Here is a 19676-nt window from a genome sequence, read left to right as displayed (position 1 = left end):
GCTCCCCTATCCCTTGACCGCGCCCTGCAGGGCGAACGAACCGCCGATGCCGCGCGACACGAGCACGTACAGCGCGATGACCGGCAACGAGTACAGCAGCGAGAAGGCGGCGAGCTGGCCGTAGGCGACGGTGCCGTACTGGCCGAAGAAGCTGTAGATGCTCACGGCAGCAGGTTGCTTCGCCGGACTCAGCAGCAGGATGAACGGCACGAAGAAGTTTCCCCACGCCTGGATGAACACGAAGATGAACACGACCGCGATGCCGGGCCGCATGAGCGGCACGACGATGCGACGCAGGGTGCCCATCGCCGACGCGCCGTCGACCCACGCCGCCTCCTCGAGCGAGACGGGCACCGAGTCCATGAAGTTCTTCATCATCCAGATCGCCATCGGCAGGCTCGTCGCCGCCATGAAGAACGTCACCGCGGCGAGGTTGTCGAGGTAGCCGAGCCTCACGAACAGACTGTAGACCGGCACCATGATCGCAGTGATCGGCAGGCACGTGCCGAACAGGATCGCGTAGAGGTACGGCTTGTTGAACCGCGACTGGTACCGCGACAGCGGGTACGCCGCGAGCACGGCGACGAGCACCGTCACGATCGCGGTGCCGGTCGAGAGCAGGGTCGAGTTCCACAGCGGCAGCAGTGTGCCGTCGACGGTGAGCACCGCCTGGTAGTGGTCGAGCGTGAACCCCTCGGGCACCTCGGTGCGCTGGCTCGGTGACGGGTCGATCGAGGCGAGCACGAGCCACGCGAGCGGCACGAGGAAGCACACGCCGATGAGGGCGAGCGCCAGGTTCCGGGCGAGGGATGCCGCGGCACGGCGCGGCGACGCGAGGTTCACGTGTCACGCTCCGGACGCAGCATCCTGATGTAGCCGACCGAGAAGATCGCGCCCACGACGATCATGACGACCGCGATGGCCGAGCCGTAGCCGATCTGCTGGAACTTGAACGCCTCCTGGTACGCGAAGATCGGCAGGGTCGAGCTCGCCATGCCGGGTCCGCCCTGCGTCATCACCCAGATGAGCGTGAACACGGCGAGCGTCTGCAGCGTGATGAGCATGAGGTTCGTCGCGATCGACGAGCGGATCATCGGCAGCGTCACCCACCACAGGCGCTTCGCGCCGCCCGCACCGTCGACGATCGCCGCCTCGGTGATCTCGGGCGGCACGTCGTTGAGTGCGGCCTCGTACACGAGCATCGAGAACGCGGTGCCGCGCCACACGTTCGCCAGCATGACCGCGAGCATCGGGAAGTCGAACAGCCAGTTCGGGCCGGCGATGCCGACGGCGGCGAGCAGCTGGTTGAGGGTGCCGTCATCGGCGAAGTACGCGTACGCCGCGAACGCGGCGACGATCTCGGGCAGCACCCACGCGGCGACGACCGTCGTGCCGACGACCGCGCGCACCCCGCGGTTCGCCTTCACCATGAGCAGCGCGAGCCCGAGGCCCAGCAGGTTCTGCCCGATCACGGCCGAGCCGAGCACGAAGACGAACGTGAGCAGCAGCGACAGCGGGAAGGCGCGATCGGTGAAGAGGTCGACGTAGTTCTCGAGCCCGACCCACTGCGGGTCGCGCGCCGCCCGCCCCGTCAGCGCGGTGTTCGTGAACGAGACGTAGACCGCCCAGACGACCGGGCCCACCATGAAGAGCGCGAGCAGCACGATCGACGGGGCGACCGGCAGCAGGCGCACGAGGGCCCGCCGGCCGTGCCGGGGCGGTTGCCGGCCGACGCGGAAGTTCGGGTCATCCCGCGTCGGCCGGCCGCCTTCGATCGGCGGCGACGAAACCGCGACCATGCTCCTAGCCGGTCACGTTGTCTTCGCCGACGATTCCGACCACCGCCTCGTCATAGGCGGCAGCCGCCTCTTCCGGAGACATCTGCCCGGTCATGACGGCCTCGGTGGCCGCCTGGATCTCCGCGGAGATCTGAGGGTAGTCGGCAGTCGCCGGCCGGAAGTGCGTGTACGTCACCAGATCGGTGAAGAACCCGATGAAGGGGTTCGCCTCGAGGTACGCCGGGTCCTCGGCGACGTCGGTGCGCACCGCGATCTGCGAGTTCGCGATGTTGTACTGCAGCGCGTTCTCCTTGTCGAGCGCCATCGCGAGGAAGTCGAAGGCCGCGTCGGGGTTGTCGCTGTTCGCGCCGACGGCGAGCGTCCAGCCGCCGGAGAGGCTCACCGCGCCCGGGCCCTGCCCGGTCTGCGTCGGGAAGGCCGCGACGCCGATGTCGTCGACGTACTCGGGCCAGGCGTACTGGCCGCCCTCCATCCAGAACGACGGCGACCAGGAGCCCTCGATCGTGCCGCCGATCTCTCCGTTCGGGAACCACTCGCCGAAGAGCTTCTGCCACATCGAGGCGTCGAGCGCGACGTCGGGCGCGGGCGCGAGGCCCTCGGAGTAGAGCGTCTCGATGAACGCGAGCGAGTCGACGAAGCCCTGCGAGCCCGTGACCCACTTCTTCTCGTCGGCGTCGTAGAGCACGTCGTCGGTGCCGTACATCAGCATGCCGAAGCCCTGCATGACCGAGCCCTCGCCGGCCGGCTTGCCGGAGTAGACGTTGAACGCGACCTTGTCGGGCGACGCCTCGTGCACCTTTCGGGCGGTGTCGAGGATCTCCTCCCACGACTTCGGCTCCCACGGCAGGGCGACGCCCGCCTCCTCGAGCACCGACTTCGAGTACCAGATGCCGCGGGTGTCGGTGCCGAGCGGCACCGCGTAGACGCTGCCGTCGTCGGCGCGGCCCGCCTCTTTCGCGCCCTCGTTGAACTGCGACCAGTCCTCCCAGTCGGCGAGGTACTCGTCGAGGTTCAGCAGGTAACCGGCGTCGACGTCGCTGCGCACCTTGAACGTGTCTTCGTAGAAGACGTCGGGCGCGGTGTCGGGGCTCTGCTGCATGAGGGCGAGCTTGGTGCCGTAGTCGGCCTCGTCGGCGACGATCGGCTCGAGCGAGACCGTGATGCCCGGGTTCGCCTTCTCGAACTCGGGCTTGACCTTCTTGAAGAGGTCGTCGAGCGCGACGAACGCGTCGGTCTTCTGGTACACGATGCGGATCGTCTGGTCGTCACCGCCGCCCGAATCGGCACTGCAGCCCACGAGGGCGACGGTCGCGGCCGCGACGAGCGCGAATGACAGGGTGGCGCGGGTGCGGTGCATGATCTCGTGCTCCTTTGCTCGAGTGCTGCAGTGCGATTCGGGCGGATCGGGTGGTGCGTCGGGTAAATCGACCCGTCGGGGCATCGGGCTCATTTCGGGCGTGCGGAAGCGACACGCCCCGTGGAGATCGTCGGCTCCCCCGAACCACGCTCCGCGGGGCGTTCGCGTTCCCCACGTGGACATAGTAAATCGAATGGAGTTAGTCGGCAAGTGGCAGTTCTCCCCATCGACACGACCCCGCCGGTCGAGTAGCGCCCGACCGCCGGTCGAGTAGCGCCTGACCCGCCGGTCGAGTACCGCCGTCAGCCGAGCAGCAACCGCGTCGCCGACGGGCTGAAGCTGCGCTCGAGCACGAGGCTCGCCGCGCCGATCGCGGCGACGTCGTCGCCGACCCCCGTGCCCGTGACCGCGATGCTCCGGAGCGCGGCGGTCGCGCTGTACTCGGCGAGCCGCGGCGGAATGCGTTCGAGGTACCGCGCCTCGAGGCGGTCCCAGAACGGGCCGCCGAAGACGACCCGGTCGACGTCGAGCAGGTTCGTCAGCACGGCGACCGCGCGCGCCGTGCGGTCGGCGGCGCGGTCGAGGATGGCTCCGGCGGAGGCATCCCCCGCGGCGGCCGCCTCGCAGAGCAGGTCGAACTGCGCGTCGATCTCGCGCGGCGTCTCGTGCGGGGCGGGCGCGAGCACGCCCGCCGCCTCGCCGTCCTCGACCATCGACAGCGGCGTGATCGTGACCGCGATGCAGCCGCGCTGCCCGCAGAAGCACATCGGGCCGTCGGGATCGGTGACGATGTGGCCGATCTCGCCCGCGTTGCCCGAGACGCCGCGCATCGACTCGTCGCCGAGCACGAGGCCGGCGCCGATGCCGGTGCCGATGTAGAAGAAGACGAACGATCCGGTGCCGCTCTCACCGCCGACCCAGGTCTCGGCGACGGCGGCGGCGATCACGTCCTTGTCGACGAGCACGGGCAGTCCGGTCGACGCCTCGAGCGCGTCGCGCAGGGGAACGCGATGCCACCCGTGCAGGTTCGGCGGGTCGACGATCGTGCCGCGCTCCTGGTCGATGGGGCCCGGGGCGGCGAGCCCGAGGCCCACGATCTTGTCGCGGGCGATGCCGGAGTCGTCGACGAGCTGTTCGAACCGGTCGTGGATGCGGCCCATGACGTGCTCGGGGTCGGCCGCCTTCGGCGTGCGCAGCCGGCTGTGCGCGACGACCCGACCGGTGAGGTCGAGCAGCACGAAGGTCATGACGGCGGGGTCGATGTGCACGCCGGCGGCGTAGAGCCCGTCGGGGTTCAGCCGCAGGATCGTGCGCGGCTTGCCGAGGCCGGCGGCACTCGTCTTGCCCGCCTCGACGATGAGCGCGTCGTCGAGCAGCCGCCGCGCGATGTTGCTCACGGTCTGGGTCGAGAGGCCCGTCATCTCGACGAGCTCGACCCGGCTGCGCCCCTCGGGAGCGCGGCGGATGGCGTCGAAGATCACCGAGCGGTTGAAGTCGCCCATACGGGGCAGGTTCGTGCCGCGGCGGGCTGACGGGGCGGATGACTGCGGCTGCGCCGACGACGCCGGGTTCGATAGCGTGGATGTCGGAGCCTGCGCCATCTCGTGCCCCCTCCCCACAGGTTCGCCGCCTCACGAACCGCCTCTCTCGAGTTTGTCACATCGATGGACAAATTGGGAGGGAGCGCTCTCACATTCCGGACGCTCGGACCGAAACGACGCCTCCTCGCCGGTTTCGAACTCGATGCGGTGCGCACGAGCGGCGCCTCACGCCATGTCGCCCCGCCACGAAACCACTCAGAGGTCGCGCCAATGGATCGCTGAATCGCCCGGAGCTTGGCTCCTATCGTTTCTGTGGCTGGCGGCGGCCAGGACGGCTGGGTCTACGGACCACCTGCGCGGAGCAACTCGTCCCTGCCCAGTACGACTCCAACGACGGTTCCATGCATCGCGGTAAGCCGCCGAGCGCGTGTCACTCTGGAACGCGCGACCACACGACCACACGACCACACCTCGCGCGACCACACGACCACACGACCACACCTCGCGCGACCACACGACCACATGACCACACGATCCGTGGTCGGAACCTCCCGCCGGAGCGTTCGACGCGGACGGAGTCGAGGCCTACTGCTCCCCGAGCAGCATCCCGCGTTCGGTCGTCTGCCGGCGCAGCGCGTCGAGGTACTCGGCGTAGGCCTTCTTCGTCTTCGAGTAGCCGATCGCGCCGCCCTTGACCGCCCCGAGGCCCGTGGCCTCGTCGAAGCGCAGCCACGTGTTGCCGTACTGGTCGACGCCGATGTCGAAGGTGAACGAGATGTGGAAGTTCTTGCCCGCGAGCGCGCCGAGGAGCATCGTCTTCGAGAAGTCGCCGCGCTCGAGCTTGATGCTGCCGTGGTTCGGCTGCGTCGCCTCGTAGCCGAGGGCGCGCGAGATCTCGATGACGACGGGCACGGTCTGCTGGTCGTTGCCGGAGAGGATGAGCTGGGTCATGGGTCGGGCTCCTGGGTTCGGGTCGGGGTTCGAGTGCTGGGTCCGGGTCGATCGGCGGCGGTCAGGCGTAGGCGTACGGCTGCGGCTGCCCGTGCCCGGTCGACCGGGGCAGCCCGCGCCACGGCTCGGTCCGCCCGTAGGCCAGGTATGCGGCCCACACGAGCGGGAGGAAGACGTAGAGCACCGTCCAGCCGGTCGACTTGCCGAAGCCCTGGTTAATCTGGTTCACCGCGATGATGATGAACACGAGCGACACGATGCTTCCGCCCGGCACGAAGCCGAGCATCGCGATCCAGCCGGACTGTCCGCCGAGTTCGAGCAGCCTCCAGGTGCCGTACACCGGCACCCACGCCGGCCAGCCCTCGACGCCGATTCTCTCGAACACGTTCGAGAGCAACCAGCCGTTCATGACGTACACGAGCACGCCGTAGAGCAGCAGGAAGCCGTAGAACGCGAGATAGGGCATGAAGAGGCCGACGACGTCGAGAGTCGGCTCCTGGGCGGCGAGCGGGTGCATGACGGTTCCGTTCATCGATCGGCGGGCACGATATCGAGGCTGAGCAATTCGTCGGCATCCAGCAGCGTCTCCCGGACGAGGAAGCCGTCAGCGCATTCGACGGTGTAGAGGACACCTGCGGAGATGCCCGGGAAGGCGCGGGCGACCGCCACGCCAGGACCGCCATCCCAGACGTAATCGACCGCGATCGCGTCGGCGTACCGCCAGTACGATCCGTCGCTGGCCGCGGTGATCATGGTGTCGTACGCGTTCACCTCGTCGACCTCCACTCCGCCGGCCGCTTCGACGAGCGCCATGCTCGCGTCCCGGTCGGTCTGGGCGGGGTCGTCGACGGGATCGAGCTCGACGTCCGAGAAGCGGACGGTACAGCCCGTGTCGGCGTTCCGGTACTCTCCGGAGTTCGCAGCAGCCGGGCTGATCTCCTCCCATTCGGGATCGTCCGCGAACGAGTTCCCCAGTCGGACGAATCCACCGGCTTCGACCTCGACGTCCCACACCAGGTCGCGGTGATCCGCAGGCCCTGAGGACGCCCATCCCGGATCCCCGGCGACCGCTGTACCGTACGCGGCGACCGGCACGAGCATGGCGACGATCATCCAGAACACGAAGACGGGAATCGCGATGATCGGCAGCGCCGACACGATGATCGCGGCGGTGAGCGCTCCGGCGAGCCCTGTGGGGCGCTCGCCGCCCGACGGAGGTACCGGCGGCACCGGCGCGGACGGGTCGAGCGTCACGAGTCCTCCAAGCGGATTCCGTGCCGGGGTTGGCACTGCCAACCGATGCTAGTGGGCGCAGCCCACTCGCACGATGGGGACCCCTCCACTCGCTCTCCCTTGTCGGTCGAGTAGCGAGCGACGAAGGAGCACGCGTGTCGAAACCGCCTACGCGTCGACCGCTGGTTTCGATACGCGTCGTCGCTCCGCGCCGGCGCTACTCAACCGGCGGATGCGCGGCGCTCCGCCTTCGCGAGGTTGGCGACGAGCTCGTCGCGCGTCTGCGCACCGGCCGAGTAGGCGGGCTGATCGCGCTCGACCTTCCAGCTGTCGTCGAGCGGGCCGACGTTCACGGCGTCGAATCCGAACTCGTCGTACAGCGAGGTGACGAAGGCCGCGGCATCCTCGTGGTCGCTCGCCGTGGCGAGCGCGCGGCGGGCCGGGTCGCCGGCCGGACGCCCCTCGGTCGTGATGTCGGCGGCGACGATGTGGTTGAAGCCCTTCGCGACGCGGCTCGTCGCGAGGTGCTTCTGCAGCATGCCGGTGACGGTGTCGCGGCCCTCGTCGAGGGCGGGCACGTGGCCGTCGCGCTCCCAGTAGTAGTTGTCGGTGTCGATGACGATCTTGCCCGCGAGCGGCTCGACCGGGATCGACGCGTACGCCTTGAACGGCACGGTGACGACGGCGATGTCGGCGGCGGCCGCGGCCTCGTCGGCGGTGGCGGCGCGGGCCGACGGACCGAGCTCGGCGATGAGGCCCTCGAGCGTCTCGGGGCCCCGCGAGTTCGCGATCACGACCTCGTATCCGCTCTTGACGGCCGCGCGGGCGACCTGGCTGCCGATGTGTCCTGCACCGATGATTCCGAGAGTGGTCATGGTGGTTCCAACGCGGTCACCCGCGAGTTGTTCCCCACCTCGCCGGTCGAGGTGCGAGCGACGCCGGAGCACGCGTATCGAGACCACCACCCGCCGGAATGGGTTTCGATACGCGTCGTCGCTGGGCGCCGGCGCTAGTCGACCGGCGGGCGCGGTCGTAGGCTGACCGCATGGCTGCGGCTCTGGGGGATCCGGTTCGTCACGCGCTCGAGTCGGTGCTCGACTCCGTTCGAGATCGCACCGACGGCGCGGTCGCGTCGTACATTCCCGAGCTCGCGAAGGTCGAGCCCGAGCAGCTCGGCGTCGCGCTCGCGAGCACGCACGGCGTCGTGCACGAGGCGGGCGACGTCGAGGCCGAGTTCACGATCCAGTCGGTGTCGAAGCCGTTCGTGTTCGCCCTCGCGGTCGACGCGCTCGGACTCCCCGAGGTGACGAAGCACGTGGGCCTCGAGCCGAGCGGCGAGCCGTTCAACGCGATCAGCCTCGACGAGCCAACCGGTCGCCCGATGAACCCGCTCATCAACGCGGGCGCCATCGTGACGACCTCGCTCATCGCGGGCGACACCGCCGACGAGAAGTTCGCCGTCGTGCGCGCGGGCATCGAGCGCTTCGCCGGCCGCGACCTGCAGGTGAACGAAGAGGTGTACTCGTCGGAGGCATCCACCGGCGACCGCAACCGCGCGCTCGCGTACCTCACCCGGGCGGCCGGCACCCTCGGGTCGGCGGTCGACGTGGCGACGCTCGCGTACTTCCGCCAGTGCTCGCTCAGCGTGAACGCGCGCGACCTCGCGATCATGGCGGCGACCCTCGCGACCGGCGGCGTGAATCCCGTGACCGACGAGCGGGTCATCAGCGAGGATGCCGCGCGCTGGACCACCGCGGTCATGACGAGCTGCGGCATGTACGACGAGTCGGGCGACTGGATGGTGCGCGTCGGCCTGCCCGCGAAGAGCGGGGTGGGCGGCGGCATCGCGGCGGTGCAGCCCGGACAGTTCGGCATCGGAACGTTCAGTCCGCGCCTCGACGCGCGGGGCAACAGCGTGCGCGGCGTCGCGACCCTCGAGCTGCTGTCGCAGCGGCACGGCCTGCACATGCTGCAGCACCACGGAGCGCAGCTGTCGCCGATCGCGTCGCTGTCGCGCGACGGCGCCGGTGCCGGCGGTTCGTCCGGCGACACGGTCGCGATGCTGCGCGGCGAGATCCTGTTCTCGGAGGCCGAGGAGATCCTGACCCGCCTCGCTCCCCTGGTGGGCGATCATGGATGCCTCGTGCTCGACTTCACCGCGGTGACGAGGGTGGCCGCGGGCTCGCGCAAGATCTTCGCCGCCCTGCCCGAGGCGATGGGCCGGCTCGACGACGGGCGCCCGCGCGTCGAGGTGCGCGACCCCGACGGCGTGCTCGCCGCCCCTCCGGTCGGTTGAGTAGCGCCCGACGAAGTCGGCCGCGTATCGAAACCACCGCCGCGAGCAGCCTCAATACGCCGGAACGAGCTGCACCGCGAACAGCCGGTCGACTTCCGTGCGCACCGCCGCGACCTGTCGCCGGTCGTCGCACCGGAGTCGGGTCATCGGGTCACGGCTGCTCCCTCATCTCCAGCGTCACATGGCCGACGTCAGCGTGAGGATGAGGCGTTGGTCGACGGCGGCGCGCACCTGGTCGAGCACCACGTCGTCGGGGCAGTCGATCGTGTAGGCGACGCCCTCGCCGATGCTCGGGAATGCCCGAGCGACGCCGACGACCGACCGGTCGCCGTCGGCGAGGTCGACGGTGACCGCGTCGGCGCGCCCCCAGCTTTCGCCGTCGGCAGTGAATGTCGTGATGGAGTCGTCGACCGCGTCGGCGTCGGCGAAGTCGAGTTCGACCGCGGACCGCAGCAGGGCGAGGCTCGCGACGCGGTCGCCGTGGGTGACGTCGATCGCCGACAGCGGGGCGTTCGCGAACCAGACGCGGCATCCGCTCGGGGAGTTCTCGTAGACGGCATCGTTGTGGTTGATGTAGCTCTCGCCCTCGCCACCGGCCCGCGTCCAGTTGAAATCGTCGGCGAAGCCGTCGTGTACCCACGTGTAGGCGTCGCCGCCGAGTCGGACATCCCACGGCAGGTCTGCGGGAATTTCGGCGGAGAGCGAGCTGTCGGACTGGTCGCTCTCGTCCTCCGCGGCCGGAGCCGTGGCCGCAGCAGTGGCCGCGGCAGTGGCGGTCGTAGTCGCGGTGAGGCTCGCGACGACCATCCAGATGATGAGCGCGGGCATCGCGAGCATCGGCAGGACCGAGACGATGATCGCCGCCGTGAGTGCGCCGGCGAGCCCCTTGGGGCGACCGGGATGCTGCGGGGCGGGCGGTGCGCCCGCGGCTGGAGCGTAGTTCGGAACGGGCTGGATCGGCGGCGCGAGGGGTGCGGGCGGCACCGGCGCCTGCACCGAGGGCGGCTGCGGTGCGGGTGGCGGCGCCTCGGTCGGCTGCCTCGCCGGCTGCTGCGGCAGGGTCGGTTCGTCAGTCACAGGGTTCTCCATCGGGTTGGAGCGCAGGGTCGCTGAGGATCGATCGTAATGGCCCCCGTACCCGCCGGCTTCCACGGCCGCTCGAGCAGCGCCCGACGAACTCGATCGGGTTCAAGACCGGTGCCCATGCCCCCGCTGAATCGAGCGATTGCGGGGGAAGCCTCATCGCGAAGTCGGCCGCGTTTCACGACCGGCGGCCCCATGCGCCCCCTGAACCGAGCGATCGCGGCGGAAGTGTCATCGCGAAGCCCGCCGCCACATGAACGTGTGACCTCGGGCATGTGGATTTATGGAGTTGTGGCCTCCGGACCTGGGAGTTGCCGTGGCACCAGGTGTGGTCAAGTGGTCATGTGGTCCCCCGACCTGTGGCCATGTGGTCAAGTAGCCACCCAACCTGTGGCCATGTGGTCAAGTGGCCACCCAACCTGTGGCCATGTGGTCAAGTAGCCACCCAACCTGTGGCCATGTGGTCAAGTAGCCACCCAACCTGTGGCCATGTGGTCAAGTGGCCACCCGACCTGTGGCCATGTGGTCAAGTGGTCGCCTGCTGGGGAGAGACTGCACCCGCCATCGGGGCGACCACCGTGTTCAGCGCCGCATTCTGCGCCGCGTTCAGCACCGCGTTCAGCGCCGGCGAGCGCCCTACCTGTGCCGGCCGGCGCGGCTCAACGGCGGCGACGCTCGAGCAGGGCGGTGCGGCGGGCGTCGAGCGCGCCGAGGCGGTGGCGCAGGGTGAGGAGCAGGGCGGCGACGCGGTCGCGGTGGTGCGGCTCGAGCGCGTCGGTCGCCTCGAGGTCGGCGGCCTTCTGCGCGAGCGAGCGGATGCGCCCCACGAGGTCGCGGCGCCAGACCTGGTACTGCTCGTCGGGGCGGGAGGCGAGCCGCTCGAAGCGATCGTCGATGAGCGCGAGGCGCAGCTCGAGTTCCTTGACCTCGGCGGAGAACCGGGCGAGATCGGTACGGCGACGGGCGGTCGCCGCCTGGCGGGCTTCGCGTGCGGCGAGCTCTGCGGCTGTGGTGGTCGTGCGGGTGGGCGGCGGCGTCGGAACGATGCGGGAAGAGTCGAACCCCATGGTCGTCTCCTGAAGTGACTCCGGCGTCGGCCGAAGATCACGACGTTAGACGGGGCCTCCGACATCGGTTCATGCGTTGCGTGGTTTCGATACGCGTCGCCGCTCCGCGTCGGCGCTACTCAACCGGCGGGGGGAGCTTCGCGTCGGCGCTACTCAACCGGCGGGGGCTTCGCGTCGGCGCTACTCGACCGGCGGCGGGGGTTCACAGCGCCCGACGAGCTCACGAGAATCGAAGCATGGCGATGGGGTGGTTCAAGCGGGGGTGGCTGACGTTCATCCAGCACACGCTCAACCGGCTCACGCTCTGGAAGGCGCGGCGCGGCGCCGGGCCGTTCGCGCTCATCCGGACCACGGGGCGCAAGAGCGGCCGCACCTTCGAGACGCCGCTCGTGCTCGCGCGCGTGCGCGAAGGTTTCGTCGCCGAGCTCACCTACGGGCCCGAGGTGAACTGGTATCGCAACGTCGTCGCCGCGAACCGGGCGACGGTCGTCTGGAAGGGGCGCGCGTTCGAGGTCGTCGGCATCGAGCCGATCGAGACCGCGGCGGGCCTGCGCGCCTTCGGCCCGGCGAGGTCGTGGTTGCTGAAACTGCTGCGACGGAAGGAGTTCCGGTTGCTGCGCGAGGCGCGACCGGGATCAGGTTGGAGTCCTGACGGCGCCGAGGCATCCGGTTCGTCGTGAACCGCCGCGCCGAGGCATCCGGTTCGTCGTGAACCGCCGCCCCGAGGCATCCGGCTCGCGGTCGTGAAACCGGATGCCCCGGTCAGTGCGCCGCGTGCAGGTGCAGGCGGTGGACGAGGCGGTGCAGGCGTCCGGCCTGCGCCGCGCGGTCGGCGCGGTCTACCGTGCGGCGCTCGCCCTCGGTGCGGCGGCGCTCGTTCGCCGCGGCGGCGAAATCGGCGTCGTTGCGGGTGATGGTCGTGGCGATGAAGCCGGCTGCGAGGTCCATGGTTCCGATCCCTTTCGGATGCTTCGCGGCCGACGTTCCGGCCGCCTGAGAACAGATTCGTCGCTGAGGTACCGGGGTCGTATCGGGCGGGTGCCGTATCTTCGCGGCGTCGTCGGGCGGGCGCGGCGCCTGAGGTACCTCAGGGCCGTCTGAGGTACCTCAGATCGTGCCGGTCGCGCGGCATCCGACCCTCGCCGCGCGGTCGGCAGATGGGTAGCCTCAGAGGTGGAACCGGACCGGAAGGTGGTGAGTTCCATGGATGCGACGAAGCAGTGGAGCGTCACCGTCGACATCGACGAAGAAGAGAACAGCACGATGGCCGAGGCCACGGTGCGGACGCCCGCCGGTCGGGAGGTGACCGGCGTCGGCAAGGCCGACCGAAATCCGCTCGACCCGAACGTGCCCGCGATCGGCGACGAGCTCGCGGTCGCCCGCGCGCTGCGCGACCTCGCCGAGCGGCTGCTGCACACGACGGAGAAGGACATCTCGGGCATGACCGGGCAGCCGGCGCACGTGCATCGCTAGGGAGCAGGGCGCGTCGGTGACGCTGCCTCCGGCAGCAAGCACTGGCCGCGCTCCCCCGCACGCGCTAGCCTCGCGCCCATGACCTGGATGCACGGCACGACCGCCACCGGCGTGCCCTACTCGGCCCGCGCCGCGACCCGCCCCGAAGCGCCCATCGTCGTCGGCTGGCATCTGCTCGACCCACCGTCGACGCCCGCCGCGATGGCCGCGGCGCTGCCGCTCGACGGCCTCGACGCGCACGTCGCCTACCTCGGCCTGCCGCTCAGCGGCGAGCGCGCGCCGTACGCCGACTTCGAGGAGTTCCTCACGAGCGGCATCGACGTGGTCACCGACTTCTTCGGGCCGATGCACGAGCAGGCGCTGGCCGAGTTCCCGGCGACGCTCGACGAACTGCGCGGCACGCTCGGGGCGTCGGATGACTCGGCGCTGGCGGTGCTCGGCGGGTCGGCCGGCGCATCCGTGACGGCCGAGGTGTTCGCGACCCACGCGGCCTCGCACCGCATCGCCGCGTGCGTGCTCATGAACCCGATGCTGCAGCTGCGGCCGATGGTCGACGCGATGGGCGAGTTCCTGCCGGAACCGTACACGTGGACGCCCGCCGCCGACGCGGTCGCCGAACGCATGGACTTCGTCGCGCGGGCCGGCGAGCTCGCGGGCGCCAGCGGCCCGCTGCTCGTCATCGAGGGCTCCGACGACGAGCCGCACTTCCTCGCGGCGGTGCGCGAGCTCGAACGCCTCGGCATCGGCGACGTGCGCTACGTCGACGGCGTCGCGCACGCGCTCGCCGCCTGGCCCGAGGATGCCTCGGCCGAACGCACCGAGGGCGCGAAGACGTACGACCGCATCGCGGCGGAGTGGCTCACGAGGGTCCTCGCGGCATAGCGCCATTCACCGTGTGCAAATCGTGATCCTGACGCTTCGCAGGATCCCTTAGAGTTGCACGCGATCCAGCGGAGAGAACCGTCCGGATCGCACGCCGTGTCGAAGACGATCGCCGAGGAAGCCGCCCATGACCAACAACGTCCCCACCGCAACGCCACCCGGCTGGTACCCGGCGCCCGACGGGTCGTCGGTGAACTGGTGGTGGGACGGCGAGCGATGGACGCAGCCGCAACAGCCGACCCAGCTGCCGCCGCTGCACCAACCGGCACAGCGGCCCGGGGCGACCGGCGCCATCGCCAAACTGGCGATCGCCGTCCAGGTGCTCCTGCTTGTCTGGGTCGTCATGGCCATCGCCACCATCTGCGTCGAGATGTTCGGAATCACCGTGGCAGGCGAATTCCTCAGCGGCCGCGACACGAGCGTCGACAAGCTCGAGCTGTACGACCAGAGCATCCTCGTGGTCGGCATCATGTCGTCGATCGTCTACGTCTCGACCGGAGTGATTTGGGTCATCTGGCAGTACCGAGTCGCCAAGCAGGTCGCCGGCCAGACGCGCCGATCACCGGGATGGCACGCCGGCTCCTGGTTCGTGCCCATCATCGCCCTTTGGTTCCCGTATCAGAACATCTCGGACCTTTGGCGAGCCGTCGGCCGCACTCGACCCTCCTGGCTGATCGTCTGGTGGTTGCTTTGGATCGTCAGCGGCTTCATCATGCAGATTTCGACCCGTATCTCCCTGTCTGCCGAGGACCTCGAAATGTTCCGTGTCGCGATGTGGCTGAGCGTCGCGCGCGATGTTCTCCTGTTGGCGGCTGTGCCGCTGGCGTTGCTGGTCGTCCGCGGGATCACCCAGGGCATCGTGCAGCGGTCGTCGTATCCCGTGCCGTCGCCGGTGGCCTCGCCGGTCGCCTGACGACGCCCGCCGGGCTGATCCGGTGGCGGGGCCGGGGTGAGCGGCCCGCCGCTCACCCCGCCCGCCAGAACTCCAGTTCGCTGATCGACGTGTCGTGCGCGCCGTCGTCGCCGACACCCGACCAGGTGGTGCGGATCGTCAGGGTGACGTAGTCGGTCGAGCCCGCCACGACGCCCAGCTGCCGAAAGCGCTGGAACGTCGCCGCGTCGCCGTCGCGCAGCACCGACACCCTCGTGCCCGCCTTGGTGGCGACCTCGAGCTGCCGCGCCCGCGAGTTCTCGCGGTAGAGCCCGAACGTCTTCGCGTAGCCGTTCACGACGCAGATCATGCGCAGGTCGGTGCCCGGCTCGAACGTCACCGTGATCGACTCCCCCGCGCCCGTGCCCTCGGCGCTCTCCGCCCAGGCGGTGCCGGCGTCGCCGTCGATCGCGTCGCCCGGCGGATGCCCGTGCTCGGGGTCGGCCGCCATCGGGTCGATCGTCATGGTGCTCGACGCGTCGATCGCGACCGGCGTCGCGACGACGAGGCCGCGCGGGTCGTCGCAGCTCGGTTCGGCCAGCAGCGTCTCGCGCACGACGGGCGTCAGCCACACGAGCAGCACCGCCGTGATCGCACCGGCGATGACGCCGGCGAGCACGCCGACCACCGTCTCGGAGCCGAACCAGGACGACCGGCTGCGCCGCACGACGGGTCGCCCCGCCGTGTCGCGTTCGGTGCCGTCATCGCCGGTCATGTCGATCTCCCCGCATTCCCGACACTAGGGATGTCGCGGCGAGACCGGAAGCCCCCCGACCGGGCACGCTCCGCGCGACCCTCAGATCCACCCCTGCTGCCACGCCTTCTCGGCGGCCTCGTGGCGTGAGCCGGCGTCGAGCTTCGTCATCGCCGACGAGAGGTAGTTGCGCACCGTGCCCTGGGCGAGGTGCAGGCGGTCGGCGATCTGCTGCACGCTCATGGTCGAGCGGCTGAACCGCAGCGCGTCGAGCTCGCGGTCGGTGAGCGGGCAGCGTTCGGCCGTGAGGGCGGCGGCGGCGATCTCGGGGTCGATGTAGCGGCGTCCGGCGGCGACGTCGCGGATGACGTGCGCGAGCTCCTCGGCCGGCGTCGGCTTCGGCACGAAACCCGACACCCTCGACGCGAGCGCCCGCCGCAGCACACCCGGGCGGGCGTGCCGGGTGACGATGACGACCCGGGTCGACACCGTCGCGAGGATGCGCGCCGCCGCCTCGATGCCGTCGGCCTCGGGCATCTCGAGGTCGAGCAGGCACACGTCGGGCCGCTCGGCGATCGCCTGCTCGACGGCGGCGGCCCCGTTGTCGGCGGTCGCGACGACCTCGATGTCGGGCTCGAGGTTCAGCAGGGCGACGAGCGCGCCGCGAATGAGGTGCTCGTCATCGGCGATCATGAGGCGGATGCCTCGGGCCGAGGCATCCTCGACCGTGCCCGCCGCACCGCCGGGCGCCGGAACCGCGCCGCTCACGCCGCCACCCCCGCTCGCACGGGAGCCGTGGCGATGAGCTCGAACGTGCCGGCCGAGGCATCCTCGTGGTGTTCGAGGCTGCCGCCCACGGCGGCGAGCCGCTCGCGCAAGCCCGCGAGTCCCGAGCCGGGCGCGTTTGACCCGGCGCCCCCTCGCTCCCTGAGCCTGTCGAAGGGGGCCGGTGCCGAGGCATCCATGCTCGAAATGCCGTCGTTGACGATGCGCAGCTCGCAGCGACCACCCTCGGTGGTGAGCGCGATGGTGACCGTCGCGGCCTCGCTGTGGCGCAGGATGTTCGTCGTCGCCTCGCGCACGACCGAGGCGAGCGCGCTCTGCGCGGCGGCATCCGCCGGAAGCGGGCCGAGCCGCAGCTCGCACGCGGCGCCCGACGCGGTGAGCACCTCGCGGGCGTTCTCGAGCTCGTCGTCGAAGGCGACGTGGCGGTAGCCGGCGACGAGCGAGCGGGTCTCTTCGAGGGCCTCCTTCGCGATCATGCGCGTCTCGTGCACGAGCTCGCGCGCGGCCGCCGGGTCGATCTCGAGCAGCCGCTCAGCGAGCTCGGACTTCAGCGAGATGACCTGCAGGTGGTGTCCCTGGATGTCGTGCAGGTCGCTGGCGAAGCGCAGCCGCTCCTGCGTGACGGCGAGCTCGGCGGCCGTGCGCCGGTTGCGGTCGAGCTGCACGACGACCTCCCACCACCAGAGGCTCGTGAGCAGCATGATCGGGAGGATGACGGCGAACAGGCCGATCATGAAGGTGTTCGAGCCCTGCGGCTCGTCGGGTGCGCCATGCAGCGCGGTGAAGATCGCGACGTGCGCTCCCGTGAGAATGGCCCCGATCAGAAGCGTGAGTCGCCGCTGCGGCTTCGGCAGCAGGGCGGCGATGAGGGATGCCGCGGCCCACAGCGGAACGGCGGCGACGAGCGCATCGCCCGGGGCGGCGAGGCCGACGAGCCAGACGAGTGCGGCGGGCGCGACGAGCGCCACCGTCCACCCGGGGTGCGGCAGCCCGCCCCCACGCCCGACACGCAGGAACCAGCAGTACCGGAGTTGGGTCGCCGTCGCGATGACGGTGAGCACCAAGACCGGGATCGCCAAGAGTTGGTCGGTCGAGTAGGCGCGCAGCGCCGTATCGAGACCACCACGGTCGGTCGAGTAGCGAAGCGTATCGAGACCACCGCCCGCGCCCACCACCGTCTCCAGCATGCTCAGCCCCACGATCAAATCGAAGAACCCGAAGAAGAACACGATCGACCCGAGCGTGTACAACCACGTGGTGTGCACGCTGCGCGCGGCTGGTTCGGCAGGCATGCGCCCGAGCCTATGCCAGTGACATTTGTCACGCCGGGCGCGTGCGATTTCGCACGGGAACGCGTGACACGGCGGCACTGCCGCGGTTTCGGCGAATTTCAGAGGCTTGATGCATCAACGCGGTCCCGCTCCCTGAGCCCGTCGAAGGGAGCCCACGCCACACCCGCGTTTCACCACTGAAACGGATACATCATGCTCAACACCCTCCAAGACTTCGCCTCCTCCCTCCCCGACTTCCTCCAGTGGTTCGGGGTGATGCTCATCTCGGCCGTCCCGTTCATCGACTCGTACTTCGGCTCGGTCGTCGGCGTGCTGATCGGGCTGCCGCCGGCGGTCGCGATCGGCGTCGCCGTGATCGGCAACGTGATCTCGATGCTCGGGTTCGTGTTCGCCGCGAGCGGGGTGCGGTCGAAGGTGGTGGCGGGGAGGGCCGCTGCGGCGGGTGCCGGGGCTGGCGGTTCTGCTGGTTCGTTGTCGTCTGCCGCGGCTGGTGCTGTGGATGCTTCGTCGTCTCGCAACGAGAAGGTGCGCCGCGCCTTCGACAAGTACGGCGTCGCCGGCGTGAGCCTGCTCGGCCCCTTCGTGCTGCCCAGCCAGTTAACCTCGGCTGCGATGGTCTCATTCGGCGCGAACCGCAACGCGGTGATCGCATGGCAGATCGTGTCGATCGTGATCTGGGGAGTAGCGGCGGGCGTCGCAGCATCCCTCGGAGTCGCCCTCGCCCGGTGAGCCCGTAGCCGTCGACCCCGAGTACCGTTTCCAGTCCTCGTGCAGAGGAGGTCGGCAGCTACGCGATCGTGTGAGCGTCTGACGCCCAGGCCGAATAGAATCCGGGGGTGAGCGCTTGGCAGGTTTGGTATCGGGAAACCACTCGGGGCGAATCGTTTCGAAAGGTCGCCGCCCGAATCGGACGGCCCGGAGCCAGCTCAACCGTTCAGCGTTGGTCCCTCGACACACAGCCGGCGGCGGACGCAGTTCTCGCGATTGCACGCGCCTACGATGTCGACCCAGTGGAGGCGCTTGTCGTGACAGGCCACCTTGAGTCCAACGAGGTGAAGACAGCGCATGCGAGCAACGCACTTCGGTCAGCCACGATGCTCGAGCTGGCAACTGAACTGCACCGACGCGCGGTGCTCTCCGAGCAGTGAGGCCGATCCCGGACCCGCAGCCGTGAACGCGGCCCTCCGGTAGGCGCACATGTCTCAGCGACCTAGAGCAAGCATTTCGACAACGCCGCGGCGAAGGAGTTCAAGGCTCCCCTCCAGAAGTTTCTCGGCCCGCTGTCGTCCACCGACAATCTCGAGAGCTCAGGCGAAGAAGTCCTCATCGATCTCGACGACCTTGTAGGTCTCTCGCACCTGCACGCCCACGCCGTAACGGATCATGAGGCTAGTGAGGCGCTTCCCGTCGATCAAGATGACGCGCGTTGGGACGCCATCGGCGTACGCGCGCGCACCCTCCGAGAATCGGCTAGTCGTGATGAAAACGCCGCTATCTGCCTTACCGCTGAGCGCACCGACGAACCCCTGAAGGTCAGGTCGCTGTACGACGTTGGTGTCGGCGTACCGTTTGGCCTGGATATACACACGGCGGAGGCCGAGCACATCCTGGTCGATCACGCCATCGATGCCGCCGTCATTGCTGAGCTGAGTGACGCTGCCGCTGCCGCTCGTTCCGCCGTACCCCATGGCAAGAAGCAACTGGACGACAGCTTGCTCGAAGAATCCGGGCTCCTTTCCCTGCAGCCGTATCAGTAGTTCCGCTGCCACTTCCTCGTGGATGCGCTCGATCCCGCTCTGAACCTGCTCGATCGGCGTCATCGAATCACCATCGATGTCAACATCGGGCTCGCCAGACTTCGCGCGTTCGGCCTTCTGGTAAACGCGGATGGGCGAGTTCGGGTCTTCGCCTAGCGCTCGAATGTCGCGCTCACGCACGCCGTTCGGGAACATCGTGACGAGCTGCTTGCCAGCCTCGGTGATCGCATAGTGACCCCGCTTCGGTCGGGACAGAGCACCGACGTTCGTGAGAAAGGACACGCCCCAGCCGATTCGGTTCTCGTACTTGACCTGACTCCCGGACGGCAGCAGTTCCAGCTTTTGTGCTTCTGAGAGCTTGACCTCCTCCGCGACCAGCGGCTGGAACTCGCGCCAGTGGCGGACCACCCCGTCGCTCAGCACCTTGAGCGTTGGTATCATGAAACCCTCCCAATTGGGCATCCACTCCGTCAATTCGCCTCCCTCATCGACGTCATCCCAGTCCTTCAGCTGGTGCGTCGCGCGCCCGTCCAA

Annotated in this window: 22 protein-coding genes; 7 read left to right on the top strand and 15 right to left on the bottom strand. The window is 69.4% G+C overall.

Annotated features, from left to right (window positions below; genetic code table 11):
* Positions 1–6: 6 nt before the first annotated feature.
* The 8 genes from AC3RJ7_RS02085 to AC3RJ7_RS02050 all read right to left on the bottom strand — a co-directional run bounded on the left by AC3RJ7_RS02085 (position 7) and on the right by AC3RJ7_RS02050 (position 7756).
* The gene (locus AC3RJ7_RS02085; protein WP_491454202.1) at positions 7–843 is read right to left on the bottom strand and encodes a carbohydrate ABC transporter permease; all 837 of its coding nucleotides are present in this window, start codon (positions 841–843) and stop codon (positions 7–9) included.
* Positions 840–1799: a carbohydrate ABC transporter permease gene (locus tag AC3RJ7_RS02080; protein WP_491454201.1), complete on the bottom strand. Its 960-nt coding sequence runs from the start codon at positions 1797–1799 to the stop codon at positions 840–842. The genes AC3RJ7_RS02085 and AC3RJ7_RS02080 overlap by 4 nt, the downstream gene beginning before the upstream one ends.
* Positions 1800–1803: 4 nt before the next feature.
* Positions 1804–3156, bottom strand: coding sequence for an extracellular solute-binding protein (locus tag AC3RJ7_RS02075; RefSeq protein ID WP_491454200.1), 1353 nt, complete (start codon positions 3154–3156; stop codon positions 1804–1806).
* 302 nt (positions 3157–3458) lie between these two features.
* Positions 3459–4658, bottom strand: coding sequence for an ROK family protein (locus AC3RJ7_RS02070; protein WP_491454199.1), 1200 nt, complete (start codon positions 4656–4658; stop codon positions 3459–3461).
* A 624-nt stretch (positions 4659–5282) separates the two neighbouring features.
* Positions 5283–5648 (bottom strand): hypothetical protein, encoded by a 366-nt coding sequence (locus AC3RJ7_RS02065; protein ID WP_491454198.1) that lies wholly within the window; start codon positions 5646–5648, stop codon positions 5283–5285.
* A 61-nt stretch (positions 5649–5709) separates the two neighbouring features.
* Positions 5710–6180, bottom strand: a complete 471-nt coding sequence (locus AC3RJ7_RS02060) for a DUF5684 domain-containing protein (RefSeq protein ID WP_491454197.1) — start codon at positions 6178–6180, stop codon at positions 5710–5712.
* Positions 6177–6806, bottom strand: coding sequence for a hypothetical protein (locus AC3RJ7_RS02055; RefSeq protein WP_491454196.1), 630 nt, complete (start codon positions 6804–6806; stop codon positions 6177–6179). Before AC3RJ7_RS02055 ends, AC3RJ7_RS02060 begins: the two co-directional genes overlap by 4 nt.
* Positions 6807–7102: 296 nt before the next feature.
* A complete protein-coding gene (locus AC3RJ7_RS02050; protein ID WP_491454195.1) occupies positions 7103–7756 on the bottom strand; it encodes an NADPH-dependent F420 reductase in 654 nt (217 codons plus the stop codon).
* A gap of 170 nt (positions 7757–7926) precedes the next feature.
* Between AC3RJ7_RS02050 and glsA the strand changes: the two genes are divergently transcribed.
* The gene (gene glsA / locus AC3RJ7_RS02045) at positions 7927–9177 is read left to right on the top strand and encodes a glutaminase A (RefSeq protein WP_491454194.1); all 1251 of its coding nucleotides are present in this window, start codon (positions 7927–7929) and stop codon (positions 9175–9177) included.
* Positions 9178–9354: 177 nt separating this feature from the next.
* Here the strand turns inward: glsA and AC3RJ7_RS02040 are convergent, their stop codons facing one another.
* Together AC3RJ7_RS02040 and AC3RJ7_RS02035 are read right to left on the bottom strand one after the other, a co-directional pair.
* Positions 9355–10254, bottom strand: a complete 900-nt coding sequence (locus AC3RJ7_RS02040; protein ID WP_491454193.1) for a hypothetical protein — start codon at positions 10252–10254, stop codon at positions 9355–9357.
* Positions 10255–10919: 665 nt separating this feature from the next.
* On the bottom strand, positions 10920–11327 hold the full coding sequence (locus tag AC3RJ7_RS02035; protein WP_491454192.1) for a hypothetical protein: 408 nt from the start codon (positions 11325–11327) through the stop codon (positions 10920–10922).
* Between the two features lie 236 nt (positions 11328–11563).
* Here AC3RJ7_RS02035 and AC3RJ7_RS02030 point away from each other — a divergent pair, with 236 nt between their 5' ends.
* Positions 11564–12007 carry a nitroreductase/quinone reductase family protein gene (locus AC3RJ7_RS02030; protein WP_491454191.1) on the top strand — a complete coding sequence of 148 codons (444 nt, stop codon included), beginning with the start codon at positions 11564–11566 and terminating at the stop codon, positions 12005–12007.
* Positions 12008–12089: 82 nt separating this feature from the next.
* Here AC3RJ7_RS02030 and AC3RJ7_RS02025 read toward each other — a convergent pair whose 3' ends face one another.
* A complete protein-coding gene (locus AC3RJ7_RS02025) occupies positions 12090–12275 on the bottom strand; it encodes a hypothetical protein (protein WP_491454190.1) in 186 nt (61 codons plus the stop codon).
* Between the two features lie 255 nt (positions 12276–12530).
* Here AC3RJ7_RS02025 and AC3RJ7_RS02020 point away from each other — a divergent pair, with 255 nt between their 5' ends.
* The 3 genes from AC3RJ7_RS02020 (at position 12531) to AC3RJ7_RS02010 (ending at position 14595) form a co-directional block, all read left to right on the top strand.
* Entirely contained in the window at positions 12531–12800 is a 270-nt protein-coding gene (locus tag AC3RJ7_RS02020; RefSeq protein ID WP_491454189.1) for a DUF1876 domain-containing protein, read from the top strand.
* 78 nt (positions 12801–12878) lie between these two features.
* Positions 12879–13682 carry an alpha/beta hydrolase family protein gene (locus tag AC3RJ7_RS02015; RefSeq protein ID WP_491454188.1) on the top strand — a complete coding sequence of 268 codons (804 nt, stop codon included), beginning with the start codon at positions 12879–12881 and terminating at the stop codon, positions 13680–13682.
* A gap of 127 nt (positions 13683–13809) precedes the next feature.
* Positions 13810–14595 carry a DUF4328 domain-containing protein gene (locus AC3RJ7_RS02010; protein WP_491454187.1) on the top strand — a complete coding sequence of 262 codons (786 nt, stop codon included), beginning with the start codon at positions 13810–13812 and terminating at the stop codon, positions 14593–14595.
* Positions 14596–14647: 52 nt separating this feature from the next.
* Here the strand turns inward: AC3RJ7_RS02010 and AC3RJ7_RS02005 are convergent, their stop codons facing one another.
* From AC3RJ7_RS02005 to AC3RJ7_RS01995, 3 genes are all read right to left on the bottom strand, one after another.
* Positions 14648–15328, bottom strand: a complete 681-nt coding sequence (locus AC3RJ7_RS02005; protein ID WP_491454186.1) for an NADase-type glycan-binding domain-containing protein — start codon at positions 15326–15328, stop codon at positions 14648–14650.
* A gap of 81 nt (positions 15329–15409) precedes the next feature.
* On the bottom strand, positions 15410–16000 hold the full coding sequence (locus AC3RJ7_RS02000) for a response regulator transcription factor (protein WP_491455210.1): 591 nt from the start codon (positions 15998–16000) through the stop codon (positions 15410–15412).
* A gap of 71 nt (positions 16001–16071) precedes the next feature.
* On the bottom strand, positions 16072–17385 hold the full coding sequence (locus AC3RJ7_RS01995) for a sensor histidine kinase (RefSeq protein WP_491454185.1): 1314 nt from the start codon (positions 17383–17385) through the stop codon (positions 16072–16074).
* Positions 17386–17577: 192 nt separating this feature from the next.
* On the opposite strand from AC3RJ7_RS01995, the gene AC3RJ7_RS01990 reads away from it, so the two are divergent.
* Positions 17578–18114, top strand: a complete 537-nt coding sequence (locus tag AC3RJ7_RS01990) for a hypothetical protein (protein ID WP_491454184.1) — start codon at positions 17578–17580, stop codon at positions 18112–18114.
* Positions 18115–18221: 107 nt separating this feature from the next.
* Entirely contained in the window at positions 18222–18533 is a 312-nt protein-coding gene (locus AC3RJ7_RS01985) for a hypothetical protein (RefSeq protein ID WP_491454183.1), read from the top strand.
* Positions 18534–18692: 159 nt separating this feature from the next.
* Here AC3RJ7_RS01985 and AC3RJ7_RS01980 read toward each other — a convergent pair whose 3' ends face one another.
* Positions 18693–19676 (bottom strand): restriction endonuclease, encoded by a 984-nt coding sequence (locus tag AC3RJ7_RS01980; protein WP_491454182.1) that lies wholly within the window; start codon positions 19674–19676, stop codon positions 18693–18695.

The sequence above is a fragment of the Agromyces solani genome, from assembly GCF_058349925.1.
Note: the sequence above shows the minus strand (reverse complement) of the source record. Positions and strands in the feature narration are given on the sequence as shown.

Bases quoted from the DNA above. Each gene is read 5' to 3' on its own strand.
- AC3RJ7_RS02080 (WP_491454201.1), bottom strand. From the start codon at position 1,799: ATGGTCGCGGTTTCGTCGCCGCCGATCGAAGGCGGCCGGCCGACGCGG.
- AC3RJ7_RS02075 (WP_491454200.1), bottom strand. From the start codon at position 3,156: ATGCACCGCACCCGCGCCACCCTGTCATTCGCGCTCGTCGCGGCCGCG.
- AC3RJ7_RS02070 (WP_491454199.1), bottom strand. From the start codon at position 4,658: ATGGGCGACTTCAACCGCTCGGTGATCTTCGACGCCATCCGCCGCGCT.
- AC3RJ7_RS02065 (WP_491454198.1), bottom strand. From the start codon at position 5,648: ATGACCCAGCTCATCCTCTCCGGCAACGACCAGCAGACCGTGCCCGTC.
- AC3RJ7_RS02060 (WP_491454197.1), bottom strand. From the start codon at position 6,180: ATGAACGGAACCGTCATGCACCCGCTCGCCGCCCAGGAGCCGACTCTC.
- AC3RJ7_RS02050 (WP_491454195.1), bottom strand. From the start codon at position 7,756: ATGACCACTCTCGGAATCATCGGTGCAGGACACATCGGCAGCCAGGTC.
- glsA (WP_491454194.1), top strand. From the start codon at position 7,927: ATGGCTGCGGCTCTGGGGGATCCGGTTCGTCACGCGCTCGAGTCGGTG.
- AC3RJ7_RS02035 (WP_491454192.1), bottom strand. From the start codon at position 11,327: ATGGGGTTCGACTCTTCCCGCATCGTTCCGACGCCGCCGCCCACCCGC.
- AC3RJ7_RS02030 (WP_491454191.1), top strand. From the start codon at position 11,564: ATGGCGATGGGGTGGTTCAAGCGGGGGTGGCTGACGTTCATCCAGCAC.
- AC3RJ7_RS02025 (WP_491454190.1), bottom strand. From the start codon at position 12,275: ATGGACCTCGCAGCCGGCTTCATCGCCACGACCATCACCCGCAACGAC.
- AC3RJ7_RS02020 (WP_491454189.1), top strand. From the start codon at position 12,531: ATGGATGCGACGAAGCAGTGGAGCGTCACCGTCGACATCGACGAAGAA.
- AC3RJ7_RS02015 (WP_491454188.1), top strand. From the start codon at position 12,879: ATGACCTGGATGCACGGCACGACCGCCACCGGCGTGCCCTACTCGGCC.
- AC3RJ7_RS02010 (WP_491454187.1), top strand. From the start codon at position 13,810: ATGACCAACAACGTCCCCACCGCAACGCCACCCGGCTGGTACCCGGCG.
- AC3RJ7_RS02005 (WP_491454186.1), bottom strand. From the start codon at position 15,328: ATGACCGGCGATGACGGCACCGAACGCGACACGGCGGGGCGACCCGTC.
- AC3RJ7_RS02000 (WP_491455210.1), bottom strand. From the start codon at position 16,000: ATGATCGCCGATGACGAGCACCTCATTCGCGGCGCGCTCGTCGCCCTG.
- AC3RJ7_RS01995 (WP_491454185.1), bottom strand. From the start codon at position 17,385: ATGCCTGCCGAACCAGCCGCGCGCAGCGTGCACACCACGTGGTTGTAC.
- AC3RJ7_RS01990 (WP_491454184.1), top strand. From the start codon at position 17,578: ATGCTCAACACCCTCCAAGACTTCGCCTCCTCCCTCCCCGACTTCCTC.